Here is a 13,605-nt window from a genome sequence, read left to right as displayed (position 1 = left end):
GGGCGCGCGGTCCCGTACGTGCGCCGGAGCGCGGTCCCGCACGGCGGCGCGGGTGGGGGCCGGGCGGGCACGGGTCGGCTCCGGGTGCACGAACGAGGGCCCGCACCTCGCGGTGCGGGCCCTCGTATCACTGCGGTCCTGACGGGATTTGAACCCGCGGCCTCCACCTTGACAGGGTGGCGAGCACTCCAAACTGCTCCACAGGACCAGGTTTCGCGGCCGTTGTTCCTTGGCTGCGAGCAAGACTGTACAGCAGGTCAGACCACCAGGTCGAACTCACTCCTGGCGACCGCACCGTCACGGCGCCGCCGCGTCGATCGCCTTCACGATCCGCTTGTCCGAGACGGGGTACGCCGTGCCCAGGGCGTGCGCGAAGTAGCTGACCCGCAGCTCCTCGATCATCCAGCGGATGTCGAGGACCTCCTGCGGGACCGGCCGCCCCTTCGGCAGCTGCTCCAGGAGCCAGGCGTACTCGTCCTGCATCTCGTGGACCTTCTCCATGCGCGTCGTGTCGCGCTGCACGGACGTCGGCATCTGCTGGAGGCGGCGGTCCACCGCCACGAGGTAGCGCATCAGGTCCGGCAGCCGCCGCAGGCCCGTCCCCGTCACGAAGCCGGCCGGCACGAGGGCCGCCAGCTGCTCGCGGACGTCCTGGACGTTCCTGACCAGGGTGAGGCTGTTGGTGGCCTTCAGCCGGCGCTCGCACGCCTGCCAGGCGGCCAGGATCTGCTGCACCTGGTCGACCGTGCGGATCGTCAGCTCCACCAGGTCGGCGCGGACCTTGTCGTACAGCTTGCGGAAGGACTCCTCGTCCCAGGCCGGGCCGCCGTGCTCGGCGATCAGCCGGTCCGCCGCGGCGGTCGCGCAGTCCTCGAACAGCGCCTGCACGGAGCCGTGCGGGTTGCGGGACAGCGCCAGCTTCTGCTGGTTCGTCAGCCGGTCGGAGGCGAACTTCGCCGGGTTCACGGGGATGTTCAGCATGATGAGCCTGCGGGTGCCCCGCCACATCGCCCGCGCCTGCTCGGCCTCCGTGTCGAAGAGCCGCACGGCGACCGTCGCGCCCTCGTCCACCAGGGCGGGGTACGCCTTCACCGGCTGGCCGGCCCTCCGCGTCTCGAAGACCCGCGTCAGCGTGCCGATCGTCCACTCCGTCAGACCGGTGCGCTCCAGGGACCCGCCCGAACCCGAGGGGCCCGCCGTCGCGGCCGCCGCGGCCTTCGACAGGGCCTGCCGGGCCTTCGGTCGCAGCCGCAGCTTCAGCGCTTCCAGGTCCTTGTCCTCGGCGAGCTTGCGGCGCCGCTCGTCGACGATCCGGAACGTGATCTTCAAGTGGTCGGGGACCTTCGCCCAGTCGAAGTCGTCGGCGGAGACCGGTACGCCCACCATGCGCTGCAAATCGCGGGCCAGGGTCTCCGTCAGCGGCTCCGCGCCCGGCGCCGCCCGCTCCAGGAACCTCCCCGCGAAGTTCGGCGCCGGGACGTAGTTGCGGCGGATCGGCTTGGGCAGCGAGCGGATCAGCTCCGTCACGACCTCCTCGCGCAGCCCCGGGATCTGCCAGTCGAAGTTCTCGTCCACGACCTGGTTGAGGACCTGGAGCGGGATGTGGACGGTGACGCCGTCGGCGTCCGCGCCCGGCTCGAACTGGTACGTCACGCGGAACTTCAGCGCGCCCTGCCGCCACGTGTCGGGGTAGTCGTCCTTGGTGACCGCCCCGGCCCGGTCGTTGATGAGCATCTCGCGCTCGAAGTCCAGCAGCTCCGGCTCGTCGCGGCGCTTGTGCTTCCACCACGAGTCGAAGTGGGCGCCGGACACCACGTGCTCGGGGACCCGCTGGTCGTAGAAGTCGAACAGCGTCTCGTCGTCGACGAGGATGTCGCGGCGCCGCGCCCGGTGCTCCAGCTCCTCGACCTCGGTGAGCAGCCTGCGGTTGTCCGCGAAGAACTTGTGGTGCGTGCGCCAGTCGCCCTCCACCAGCGCGTGGCGGATGAACAGCTCGCGCGACACCTCCGGGTCGACGCGGCCGTAGTTCACCTTGCGGTCGGTGACGATCGGCACGCCGTACAGCGTCACCTTCTCGTACGCCATGACGGCCGCCTGGTCCTTCTCCCAGTGCGGCTCGGAGTACGTGCGCTTCAGCAGGTGCCCGGCGAGCGGCTCGATCCACTCGGGTTCGATGCGGGCGTTGACCCGCGCCCACAGCCGGGACGTCTCGACGAGTTCGGCGGACATCACGAAGCGCGGCGGCTTCTTGAAGAGCGCCGATCCGGGGAAGATCGCGAACTTGGCGTTGCGGGCGCCGAGGTACTCGTTCTTCGCGCCGTCCTTCACGTCCTTCATGCCGACGTGGGAGAGCAGTCCGGCGAGGAGCGAGACGTGGACCCGCTGCTCGTCCGCGTCCTCCTCGTTGAGGTGTATCCCCATCTGCCGGGCCACCGTGCGCAGCTGGCTGTAGATGTCCTGCCACTCGCGGATGCGCAGGTAGTTGAGGTACTCCGCCTTGCACATGCGGCGGAACGCCGACGAGGACAGCTCCTTCTGCTGCTCGCGGACGTACCGCCAGAGGTTCAGGAACGCGAGGAAGTCGGAGGTCTCGTCCTTGAACCGGGCGTGGCTCTGGTCGGCCTGCGCCTGCTTCTCGGCGGGCCGCTCGCGCGGGTCCTGGATGGACAGGGCGGCCGCGATGACCATCACCTCGCGGACGCAGCCGTTCCGGTCGGCCTCCAGCACCATCCGGGCCAGGCGCGGGTCGACGGGCAGCTGGGCCAGCTTGCGGCCCTCCTGCGTCAGGCGCTTCTTCGGGTCCTTCTGCGCGGGGTCGATTGCGCCGAGCTCCTGGAGGAGCTGCACGCCGTCGCGGATGTTGCGGTGGTCCGGCGGGTCGATGAACGGGAACTTCTCGATGTCGCCGAGGCCGGCCGCCGTCATCTGCAGGATGACGGAGGCGAGGTTCGTCCGGAGGATCTCCGCGTCCGTGAACTCCGGGCGGGCCAGGAAGTCGTCCTCGCTGTACAGCCGGATGCAGATGCCGTCCGAGGTACGGCCGCAGCGCCCCTTGCGCTGGTTCGCGCTGGCCTGGCTGACCGGCTCGATCGGCAACCGCTGCACCTTGGTGCGGTGGCTGTACCGGGAGATCCGGGCCGTGCCGGGGTCGATGACGTACTTGATGCCGGGCACCGTCAGCGACGTCTCGGCGACGTTCGTCGCGAGGACGATCCGGCGCCCGGAGTGCGCCTGGAAGACGCGGTGCTGCTCGGCGTGGGAGAGGCGCGCGTACAGCGGCAGCACCTCGGTGTTCCGCAGCTTCCGCTTGACCAGCGCGTCCGCCGTGTCGCGGATCTCGCGCTCGCCGGAGAGGAAGACGAGGACGTCGCCGGGCCCCTCGGCCTGGAGCTCGTCGACGGCGTCGCAGATCGCGGTGATCTGGTCGCGGTCCGCGTCGTCGGAGTCCTCTTCGAGCAGCGGGCGGTAGCGGACCTCCACCGGGAACGTCCGGCCGCTGACCTCGACGATCGGCGCGTCACCGAAGTGCCGGGAGAACCGCTCGGGGTCGATCGTCGCGGAGGTGATCACGACCTTGAGGTCGGGGCGCCGCGGCAGCAGCTGGGCCAGGTAGCCGAGGAGGAAGTCGATGTTGAGGCTGCGCTCGTGGGCCTCGTCGATGATGATCGTGTCGTACGCGCGCAGCTCCCGGTCCGTCTGGATCTCGGCGAGCAGGATGCCGTCCGTCATCAGCTTCACGAAGGTGTCGGAGCCGACCTGGTCGGTGAAGCGGACCTTCCAGCCGACCGCCTCGCCCAGCGGCGTCCCCAGCTCCTGCGCCACCCGCTCGGCGACCGTGCGCGCGGCGATCCGGCGCGGCTGCGTGTGGCCGACCATCCCCCGCACGCCGCGGCCCAGCTCCAGGCAGATCTTCGGGATCTGCGTGGTCTTGCCGGAACCGGTCTCACCGGCGACGATCACGACCTGGTGGTCGCGTATCGCCTCCAGGATCTCGTCCTTCTTCTGGCTGACCGGCAGCTGCGGCGGGTACGTGACCGCGGGCACGCGGGAGGCGCGCTCGGCGGTGCGCGCGGCGCCCTTCGCCGCCTCGGCGGCGATCTCGTCCAGGACGGCCTGCCTGGCCTCGGGCTTACGGATGCGGCGGGCGCCTTCGAGACGGCGGCCGAGCCGGTGCGCGTCGCGCAGCGAGACCTCGGTCAGCAGGGTCTGGAGGTCGGCGAAGGAAGTAGACATACCGTGTCCCAGGATCTCACCCGCGGCTCGGGAGTGGCGAACCCATTTCCCCGTACCATTTCGGGCGAGCCGACACCAGCCCCCCGGATCAGGAAGGCCACCGACCCGATGCCCCGTACCGATGCCCGGCGGCGCCGTCCGGCGCTGCTCGTGCCGGTGCTGGTGGGAGCGGTGCTCGGGCTCCTGCTGGGCTTCGGCGGGTGGCGCGCCGGGACGCCCGGGGCGACCGGGATGCCCGGGGCGACCGGGACGCCCGCGGCGATCGGGGCGCCCGGGACGCTGACGGCGGCCGGGACGCCCGCGGCGATCGGGGCGCCCGGGACGCTGACGGCAGCCGGGGCGCACCCGGGCCGCGCGGTGACCCGGGCGGCCCTCCCCGGCCCCTCCGGCGCCCCCGCGTGGTCCGCCGTCCCCCGCGACGCCGCCGGGGCCGGTGGCGCCGGTGGTGCCGGTACGCCCGGCTGTGACGACGGCTCCCGCTCCGGCGACGGCGGTCTGGCCCCCGCCACCCTGCCGCGCGGCCCGTCGGCCGGCGAGCTGCTCCCCGCGCCGTACGACGCGCGCGGGGCCGTCCCCGCGGCCGGGAGCGCGGCGGGGCAGCCGGCCGGGACCACCCCGGGGCGGGCCCCGCCCGGTCTCGTCCCGCCCTCCCCGATGGACCTGTCGATCCTGCGCGTGTAGCCGGCGGCGTGCCGCCGCGTCCCCCTTTTCCCGCCCGCACACCGCAGGAGATCCGCCATGTCCCCGAAGCCCCCGAAGTCGTCGAAGGCCCAGAAGCCGGCCCGGACCCCGTCCGCGTCTTCCGTGTCGTCCCCGTCGTCTCCTTCGTCCCCGTCGCCGAGGCAGCCGTCCCGGGTGCGGCCGTACGCCATCGGCGCCGGTGTCGCGGCCGCCGCCGCGCTGCTCGCCTTCGCCTCGTACACGGCCACCAAGCCCGACGACCGCGCCGCGGCCGACTCGGCCGCCTCCGCCCCCGCGGCAGCGGGCGCTGAGGAGGGCGTCCACCCGCAGCTGGAGAAGCTCGCCCGCCGCGACGCGCGGGACGGGCTGGCCCTGGGCCGCGCCGACGCGCCCGTCGTGCTGATCGAGTACGCCGACTTCCGGTGCGGGTACTGCGGGAAGTTCGCCCGGGACACCGAGCCCCGGTTGATCGAGAAGTACGTCGACGCGGGCGTCCTGCGCATCGAGTGGCGCAACCTCCCCATCTTCGGCGAGGAGTCCGAGCGCGCCGCCCGGGCCGCGTGGGCGGCGGGGCAGCAGGGCAGGTTCTGGCAGTTCCACAAGGCCGCGTACGCCGAGGGGGCGAAGGAGAAGGGGTTCGGCGCGGACCGGCTGGCCGAGCTGGCCCGGCAGGCCGGCGTCCCCGACGTGGCCCGCTTCTCCCGCGACCTGGACGGCCCGGAGGCCCGGCGCGCGGTCGAACGCGACCAGAACGAGGGGTACGAGCTGGGCGCCGCCTCCACGCCCTCGTTCCTGATCAACGGGCGGCCGGTCGCGGGAGCGCAGCCCCTGGAGACGTTCACGGCCGCGATCGACGCGGCGGCGGCGAAGGCCGGCCGATGACCGACATCGGCTATCTGGCCGCCTTCCTCGGCGGCCTGCTGGCGCTGCTGAGCCCGTGCAGCGCCCTGCTGCTGCCGGCGTTCTTCGCGTACTCCGTCGACTCGGCGGCGCGGCTGATCGCCCGCACGGGGATCTTTTACGCGGGCCTGGCGACGACCCTGGTGCCGCTCGGCGCCGCGGGGTCCGTCGCCGGGCGCTTCTTCCAGGGGAACCGCGACCTGCTCGTCACCGGCGGCGGCTGGCTGATCATCGCGCTGGGCGTCGCCCAGGTGCTGGGCTTCGGCTTCGCGCCGCGCCGCCTCGCGGAGGCGAGCGGCCGGATCCGCCCGACGTCGGCGGTGTCGGTGTACGCGCTGGGCCTGGTGTACGGCCTGGCGGGGTTCTGCGCGGGCCCGATCCTCGGCAGTGTCCTGACGGTGGCGGCGCTGGGCGGCAGCGCCGTCTACGGCGGGCTGCTGCTGGCCGTGTACGCGCTCGGCATGGCGGTGCCGCTGTTCGTGCTGGCGCTGCTGTGGGACCGGTACGACCTGGGGCGCCGCCGCTGGTTGCGCGGCCGGCCGGTACGGCTGGGCCGGCTGGAGCTGCACACCACGTCGCTGCTGTCGGGCGGGTTCTTCGTGCTGCTGGGCGCGATGTTCCTGGCCTTCGACGGCACGACGTCGCTGCCGGGGCTGATGTCGGTGGACGCCTCGTTCGCGGCCGAGCAGTGGGCGGCCCGCGCCGGCCGGGCGGTCCCGGACTGGCTGCTCCTGCCGGGCGTCGTCGCGGTGGTCGCGGTGGTACTGGGTGTACGCGGCCGCCGCCACCGGGAGCGGGTCTGACCCGAGGCGGCGGGGCCCGGCGCCGTCCGTCCCGAGGGGGCGGCGGCGCCGGCGGCCCTGGACCGGCGCCTAGGCGCCGCCGCCGAGGACCTCGCCGAACAGCTCGGTGAAGCGGTGCTTCCACTTGTGCCGGCGGTTGCAGTACCGGCGCGGGAAGAAGCGCCGCCCCGGGTCGACCGGCCGGTCACACCACTTGCACGGCAGCGTGCGGCCCTGGTTCGCGTACTCCCCCATGCGGGCGACTCTAGCGACACCGCGTCGGCGTACCGGTCGGGGTACCGGCCGGCGTACCGGTCGGGGTGAACGACGAAAGGCCCCGTCCGGAGACGGGGCCTTTCGGCTGGTGGCTGGGGCCGGGGTCGAACCGGCGACCTTCCGCTTTTCAGGCGGACGCTCGTACCAACTGAGCTACCCAGCCACGCGACTCCGAGGAGTCGCAGCGGTCCTGACGGGATTTGAACCCGCGGCCTCCACCTTGACAGGGTGGCGAGCACTCCAAACTGCTCCACAGGACCAAGCTTCGTGCGAGAACCAGTCTCGCACAGGGTGATGCGTGCCCCCAACGGGATTCGAACCCGTGCTACCGCCTTGAAAGGGCGGCGTCCTGGGCCACTAGACGATGAGGGCTAAGGGCCCGCCTGGGCGCTTCGTCAGCGCGTCGGGGACGTGAGAAGCATATGGGATGCGGGGACCGTTCGCCAAAACGGTTACGCGGGGGGTCGCGCGGGAGCGGGACGGCGGGGCGTGCGGGCCACCGGGCGGCGGGGCCGGGGCGGGCGCCGGGGCGGGTCACCGCGACGGCCCGCCCGGTGCCGCGGTGGGTTCCCGGGACGGCGCCGCGGACGGGCCGCCGGGTGCCGGGGACGGGGCGCCGGGCGTCGGTGAGGTGCCGCCGGGTGCCGGGACGGGGGCCGGGGAGGGGGTGCCGGCCGCGGGGACGGGTTCCGGTTCCACCAGCGCGTCCTCCGGCACGTGGCGGGCGACCTCCGCCGTGGTCAGGCCCAGCCCGCCGAGCGTGATCTCGTCCCACGCCTGGAGGCGCCGGGTGTCCCGGTCCAGGTACAGGACCGAGGCGTGGACCCGCTCCGGCTCGTCCTTCTCGACCGCGCGCAGCCCGCCGCCGCCCGTCGACCCCTCGATCTTCAGACGGGTGCCGTTCGGCAGGACCTCGTTCACGCGCCGGTGCACGTGGCCCGCGAGGACCAGCGGGACGGCGCCGTCCGTCTGGTGGGCGGCGACGGGGTTGTGGGCGACCGCCACGTCGACCGGCGTACCCGCCCGCGCCTGCGCCCGCAGCGACTCCGCCAGGCGCCGGCCGGCGTCCCGCTCGGCGTCGTCGCCCGCCGGTACGACCGTGCGGTCCGGCGTGAACTGCGGGTCGCCGACGCCCGCCACCCGCACCCCCGCCACGGTGACCGCCCGCCCGCCGTCCAGGACGTGCACGTTCCGCAGCCCGCCCAGGTACTTCTGGGTCTCCATCGAGTCGTGGTTGCCGCGCACCCACACGTACGGCGCGCCGAGGTTGCTGACGGGGTTGAGGAAGACGTTCTCGGCGGAGCTGCCGTGGTCCATGGTGTCGCCCGAGTCGATGATCAGGTCGATGCCGTACTGCTCCACGAGCGAGGCGACGATGTGCCAGGCCGCCGGGTTGAGGTGGATGTCCGAGACGTGCAGCACCCGGATCGTCGCGGGGTCGGGCTGGTACGTCGGGAGGGTGGACGTCGCGTCGTACAGCTTGGTCACGTTGGTGACGAGCCGCGCCAGCTCCTTCTGGTACACGTCGAACTCGGTGACGATCGAGCGGGCGTTGCCCACCACCGCGGGGGCGCTGCTGAGCAGACCGGAGAAGCGCGGCTCCAGGACGGACTTGGGGTTCCACGTCGCGTACGCGGTCGCCCCCGACGCGGCCAGCAGCACGAGCGCGAGACCGCCCGCCGCGAGCGCGCGCCGGGGCCGGCGGTAGACGACGAGCCCCAGCGCGGTGGCGCCGGTGACGACGGCCACGCAGGAGCGGACGGCCAGCTCCCGCGTGCCCTCCGCCACGTCGCTGGTGATCCTCTCCTGGAGGCCGGAGATCCGCTCGGGGTGCTCGACCAGCACCTGCGAGCGGACCGGGTCCAGCTGGTCGACGTCCACGTCGAGACGGATCGGCCCGGTGTGCGAGTCCAGCTCCAGGGCGCCCAGCGGCGAGACGTTGATCTTCGTGCCGCCGGTGAGGGAGGGGCGCAGCGTCATGCTCGTGTCCATCGGCCCGACCGGCGCGCGGACGCTCCCCACCACCAGCAGGCCCAGCCACGCCCCCGCGACCACCACGGCCAGCAGTCCGACGGCGCGCCCGGCCCGCCGCGCCGCGGGACGGCGGCCGCCGGCCGGCCCGGGGAGCGCCGCGGGCCGGGCAGGGGGGCGGGCGCCGGGTCGCACCCGGTCGCGCACGCGGCGCAGGGCTCGGGCGATACGGACGTACGGGGTACGGGCGACGGCTCGGGCCATTGGGGCCGTATGCCCTGCGGGGCGCGCGGCCATGCCCGGACGCCCGCCGCATCCACGACAATGGCGGAGTGCTGGAGATGACGCGCGAGGAGTTCGAGGAACTGGTGGCCGAGGCGCTCGACCGGATCCCACCGGAACTCACCCGGCTGATGGACAACGTCGCCGTGTTCGTGGAGGACGAGCCGTCCGCGGACGACCCCGACCTGCTCGGCCTGTACGAGGGGACGCCGCTCACCGACCGGGGCGAGTGGTACGCCGGCGTGCTGCCCGACCGGATCACGATCTACCGGGGGCCGACCCTGCGGATGTGCGACTCGCGCGAGGACGTGGTCGCCGAGACGGAGATCACCGTCGTCCACGAGATCGCCCACCACTTCGGCATCGACGACGCCCGGCTGCACGAACTGGGGTACGGCTGACCGACCCGTCGCGCGGGCGTGTCCCCCGCGGGCAACCGGGAGTTGGGCAGGGAAACCCCGTCCCCGCCCTGGAGGTGCCCCCGTGCGCCAGCTGCCCGCCCCCGTCCGATGGGCCGTCACCGCCGTGGCGGTGGTGGCCTCCGCCGGCTCCGTCAGCGGCTGCATGAGCGTCTCCGACGACGGCTCGCGGCCCCGGCCGACCGAGTCGGTGGACCCCTCCGGGGCGGCCGCGGCCGAGGCGGACAGCGGGGTCACCGTCCCGGGCGGGCCCCACGGGCCGCGCCGGGGGTCCGGCGACGGCGACGCGCCCGACGACGGCGCGGCCGACACCACCCGCCCCTCGCGGGCACCGTCCGCCTCCGCCGCGCCCTCCGCGAGCCCCGCGCCGAGCGGCCGGCCCGGCGGCGGCCACGGCGCCGAGCCGCCGGACGGCCCCCGCCCCGGCGGCGGCACGGGCGGCACCGGCGGCGGTACGGGGCCGAGCGGACCTCCCCCGACGTCGTCCGAGCCCGACACGCCGCCGGAGCCGACGCCCACCCCGTCGCCGTCCGCCGAGCCGCCCGCGCCCGAACCGTCGGAGCCGCCCACCGCGTCACCGTCCGCCGAGACCCGCACCGAGGCGATGCACCGCGCGGACCGGTCCGCGGCGCGGTGGACGCAGCCGGCCGCGTCCCCACAGGTCGCCCCGGCGTGAGCGGCGCCACCCGGGACGCGGCGGAGTGGGCCCGTGGGCGTGGGGCGGGGCCGTGGGGCGGGCCGGTCGAAGCCTGGGCGGGACCCGGGCGCGGGGGCCCGGGCAGGGGCGGTACGGGGGCCCGGGGGGCGGCTCGGAAGGGGGCCGTGGGCGGCCCCGGCGAAGCCGGGCTTGCGCTGAGTGGGGGAAGGTGCGTATGGTGGTAGATCGTTTGATCCCATTTGCCCGGCGCCACGACCGAAGAGCGCCGCGTGTGGCGCGTACTCTCTCCCTTGCCGTGGCTGACCGCATCGAGGCGGTCGATTTGCTAAGCAGCGAAACACGGAGTTGACGGGCGCGTGCCGAGACTCCGGAAGGTTTCGCATTTCGCATGTCCATTTCCAGCACTGACACCGTTCTGCCCACGACCGAGAACCCCGCCGACGACACCGCGGTGACCGACGCGCAGGTCGTCGCCGCCGACGAGCGGGACGCGGTCGAGGAGACCGTCGAGGAGACCCCCGAGGCCGTCGCCGACGCGACCGCCGACGAGACGGTCACCGACGAGCCCACCGTCACCTTCGCCGACCTCGGCCTCCCCGAGGGCGTCGTCCGCAAGCTCGCCCAGAACGGCGTGACCACCCCCTTCCCGATCCAGGCCGCGACCATCCCGGACGCCCTGGCCGGCAAGGACATCCTCGGCCGCGGCCGCACCGGCTCCGGCAAGACCCTCTCCTTCGGTCTGCCGACCCTGGCCTCGCTGGCCGGCGGCACCACCGAGAAGAAGAAGCCCCGCGCGATCATCCTCACGCCGACCCGTGAGCTGGCGATGCAGGTCGCCGACGCCCTCCAGCCGTACGGCGACGTCCTCGGCCTGAAGATGAAGGTCGTCTGCGGCGGCACCTCCATGGGCAACCAGATCTACGCCCTGGAGCGCGGCGTCGACGTCCTCGTCGCCACCCCGGGCCGCCTGCGCGACATCATCAACCGCGGCGCCTGCTCGCTGGAGGCCGTGCGGATCGCCGTCCTCGACGAGGCCGACCAGATGTCGGACCTGGGCTTCCTGCCCGAGGTCACCGAGCTGCTCGACCAGATCCCCGGCGGCGGCCAGCGCATGCTCTTCTCCGCCACCATGGAGAACGAGATCTCCACCCTGGTCAAGCGCTACCTGACGAACCCCGTCACGCACGAGGTCGACAGCGCGCAGGGCAACGTCTCGACCATGTCCCACCACGTCCTCGTCGTGAAGCCGAAGGACAAGGCGCCCGTCACCGCCGCGATCGCCGCCCGCAAGGGCCGCACGATCATCTTCGTCCGCACCCAGCTGGGCGCCGACCGCATCGCCGAGCAGCTGCAGGACACCGGCGTCAAGGCCGACGCCCTGCACGGCGGCATGACCCAGGGCGCCCGCACGCGCGTCCTGGAGGACTTCAAGAAGGGCTACGTCAACGCCCTCGTCGCCACCGACGTCGCCGCGCGCGGCATCCACGTCGACGGCATCGACCTGGTGCTGAACGTCGACCCGGCCGGCGACCACAAGGACTACCTGCACCGCTCGGGCCGTACCGCCCGCGCGGGCAAGTCCGGCGTCGTCGTCTCGCTCGCCCTGCCGCACCAGCGCCGCCAGATCTTCCGCCTCATGGAGGACGCGGGCGTCGACGCCTCGCGCCACATCGTGGGCGGCGCCGGGGCGTTCGACCCGGAGGTCGCCGAGATCACCGGCGCCCGGTCCCTGACCGAGGTGCAGGCCGACTCCGCGAACAACGCCGCCAAGCAGGCCGAGCGCGAGGTCGCCGACCTCGCCCAGCAGCTGGAGCGCATGCAGCGCCGCGCCGCCGAGCTCCGCGAGGAGGCCGACCGCCTGGTCGCCCGCGCCGCGCGCGAGCGGGGCGAGGACCCGGAGGCCGCCGTCGCCGAGGTGACCGAGGCCGCCGAGGCCGAGGTGCAGGCCGCCGTCGCCGCCGTCCCGGCCCAGGCCGAGCGGGACTCCCGCGACGCGCGTGACGACCGCTCGTCCTCGTACGAGCGCCGGGACCGTCGCGACGAGCGGGGCAACTTCGAGCGCCGCGACCGCGAGGACCGCGGTGGCTACCGCCGGGACAACGACCGCCCCTCGGGTGGGTTCCGTCGTGACAACGACCGCCCGTCGGGTGGCTTCCGCCGCGACAACGACCGCCGGGACGACCGGGGTGGCTTCAACCGCGACCGTGACGACCGCGGCGGCCGTTCCTTCGAGCGCCGGGACAACGACCGCGGCGGCTTCCGTCGCGACAACGACCGTCCGGCGTCCGGCGGGTTCCGCCGTGACAACGACCGTCCGGCCTCGGGTGGGTTCCGTCGTGACAACGACCGTCCGGCGTCCGGTGGCTTCCGCCGTGACAACGACCGCCCCGCCTCGGGTGGGTTCCGTCGTGACAACGACCGTCCGGCGTCCGGTGGCTTCCGCCGTGACAACGACCGCCCCGCCTCGGGTGGCTTCCGCCGCGACGAGCGCCGCGACGACCGTCCCGCCGGCGGCCACCGCGGCAGCGACCGCCCGTTCAACCGCGACCGCCGCGACGACCGCCCCTCGGGCGGCGGCTTCCGCTCCGGCGGCCACGAGCGCCCCTACGGGCGCCGTGACGACCGCGGCGGCTCGAGCTCCGGCTCCTCCTCCTTCGGGCGCCGTGACGACAAGCCCCGCTGGAAGCGCAACGGCTGACGCCCCGTAGGGCGCCGGACGGGCCCGTACGCGACACCCCGAGTGCCGCGTACGGGCCCGTTCCCGTTCCGGGACCCGCCGTACGAGGGTGTTGTGCCGATACCCGATCGGCTCACCGGCCCCGGCGGGCTATGCTCGGGGATGACCCCGTCGAGGGCCCTTAGCTCAATTGGCAGAGCAGCGGACTTTTAATCCGTTGGTTGTGGGTTCGAGTCCCACAGGGCCTACCGGTCGCGAACCCCCGCGGTTCGCCGCGGGGGTCGGTGCCCCGGTCGGTTCCCCCGGCCGGGGCATTCGTGCGTCCGGGGCCCTGGCCGCACCCCCGTCCGGGCGCCGCGGGGCTGGTGAAGGCCGTCCGGTGGGGGGCCGGTGGCGGCGAACCGGGAATTTCTTCAGCTTTCTGGCGCCGAACACGCGAAATGGTCAACGGTGGTCCCCGGGATGGCGTAAGGTTGTGTTCATCGACGCGGGGTGGAGCAGCTCGGTAGCTCGCTGGGCTCATAACCCAGAGGTCGCAGGTTCAAATCCTGTCCCCGCTACTGAAACCGAAGGCCCGGTGCTTACAGCACCGGGCCTTCGGTGTTTTCCCGTCCCTCCCTCCGTTCGCCTGCCCGCCCGTCGTGGCGCGGGCCGGTGCGCCCGCCGTCCTCGCCCGGTCGGCCGACCGCGGGTCGCCGGGGCGGGCGGCTGCGGCCAGCCTGGGGT

9 protein-coding genes and 6 tRNA genes are annotated in these 13,605 nt (G+C 73.9%); 8 read left to right on the top strand and 7 right to left on the bottom strand.

Going from position 1 to position 13,605, the window contains the following annotated elements; all coding sequences use genetic code 11:
* Positions 1–133: 133 nt before the first annotated feature.
* Positions 134–208, bottom strand: a tRNA-Asp gene (locus tag LPA54_RS29085).
* An 89-nt stretch (positions 209–297) separates the two neighbouring features.
* The gene (gene hrpA / locus LPA54_RS29080) at positions 298–4,233 is read right to left on the bottom strand and encodes an ATP-dependent RNA helicase HrpA (protein WP_228983294.1); all 3,936 of its coding nucleotides are present in this window, start codon (positions 4,231–4,233) and stop codon (positions 298–300) included.
* Between the two features lie 108 nt (positions 4,234–4,341).
* Here hrpA and LPA54_RS29075 point away from each other — a divergent pair, with 108 nt between their 5' ends.
* From LPA54_RS29075 to LPA54_RS29065, 3 genes are all read left to right on the top strand, one after another.
* Positions 4,342–4,914: a hypothetical protein gene (locus LPA54_RS29075; protein WP_228983291.1), complete on the top strand. Its 573-nt coding sequence runs from the start codon at positions 4,342–4,344 to the stop codon at positions 4,912–4,914.
* Positions 4,915–5,037: 123 nt separating this feature from the next.
* A complete protein-coding gene (locus LPA54_RS29070; RefSeq protein WP_228983372.1) occupies positions 5,038–5,796 on the top strand; it encodes a thioredoxin domain-containing protein in 759 nt (252 codons plus the stop codon).
* Positions 5,793–6,617, top strand: coding sequence for a cytochrome c biogenesis CcdA family protein (locus LPA54_RS29065; RefSeq protein WP_228983282.1), 825 nt, complete (start codon positions 5,793–5,795; stop codon positions 6,615–6,617). Before LPA54_RS29070 ends, LPA54_RS29065 begins: the two co-directional genes overlap by 4 nt.
* Before the next feature lie 69 nt (positions 6,618–6,686).
* On the opposite strand, the gene LPA54_RS29060 is transcribed toward LPA54_RS29065, so the two are convergent.
* From LPA54_RS29060 to LPA54_RS29040, 5 genes are all read right to left on the bottom strand, one after another.
* Positions 6,687–6,851 carry a hypothetical protein gene (locus LPA54_RS29060; RefSeq protein WP_228983280.1) on the bottom strand — a complete coding sequence of 55 codons (165 nt, stop codon included), beginning with the start codon at positions 6,849–6,851 and terminating at the stop codon, positions 6,687–6,689.
* A 107-nt stretch (positions 6,852–6,958) separates the two neighbouring features.
* Positions 6,959–7,035, bottom strand: a tRNA-Phe gene (locus tag LPA54_RS29055).
* Between the two features lie 22 nt (positions 7,036–7,057).
* Positions 7,058–7,132 (bottom strand) — tRNA-Asp (locus LPA54_RS29050).
* A gap of 39 nt (positions 7,133–7,171) precedes the next feature.
* A tRNA-Glu gene (locus tag LPA54_RS29045) sits at positions 7,172–7,244 on the bottom strand.
* A gap of 162 nt (positions 7,245–7,406) precedes the next feature.
* Positions 7,407–9,107, bottom strand: coding sequence for a metallophosphoesterase (locus LPA54_RS29040; RefSeq protein ID WP_228983275.1), 1,701 nt, complete (start codon positions 9,105–9,107; stop codon positions 7,407–7,409).
* Between the two features lie 68 nt (positions 9,108–9,175).
* Here LPA54_RS29040 and LPA54_RS29035 point away from each other — a divergent pair, with 68 nt between their 5' ends.
* The 5 genes from LPA54_RS29035 (at position 9,176) to LPA54_RS29015 (ending at position 13,439) form a co-directional block, all read left to right on the top strand.
* Entirely contained in the window at positions 9,176–9,526 is a 351-nt protein-coding gene (locus tag LPA54_RS29035) for a metallopeptidase family protein (RefSeq protein WP_228983271.1), read from the top strand.
* A gap of 82 nt (positions 9,527–9,608) precedes the next feature.
* Complete coding sequence (locus LPA54_RS29030; RefSeq protein WP_228983269.1) at positions 9,609–10,220, top strand: hypothetical protein; 612 nt, start codon at positions 9,609–9,611, stop codon at positions 10,218–10,220.
* A 370-nt stretch (positions 10,221–10,590) separates the two neighbouring features.
* Entirely contained in the window at positions 10,591–12,900 is a 2,310-nt protein-coding gene (locus LPA54_RS29025; RefSeq protein WP_228983266.1) for a DEAD/DEAH box helicase, read from the top strand.
* A gap of 154 nt (positions 12,901–13,054) precedes the next feature.
* Positions 13,055–13,127, top strand: a tRNA-Lys gene (locus tag LPA54_RS29020).
* 238 nt (positions 13,128–13,365) lie between these two features.
* Positions 13,366–13,439, top strand: a tRNA-Met gene (locus tag LPA54_RS29015).
* Positions 13,440–13,605 lie beyond the last annotated feature (166 nt).

This window comes from Streptomyces sp. DH12 (genome assembly GCF_020873895.1).
Taxonomy (GTDB): Bacteria; Actinomycetota; Actinomycetes; order Streptomycetales; family Streptomycetaceae; genus Streptomyces.
The sequence above is the reverse complement of the archived record's forward strand: the minus strand, read 5'-3'. Positions and strand labels throughout refer to the sequence as shown.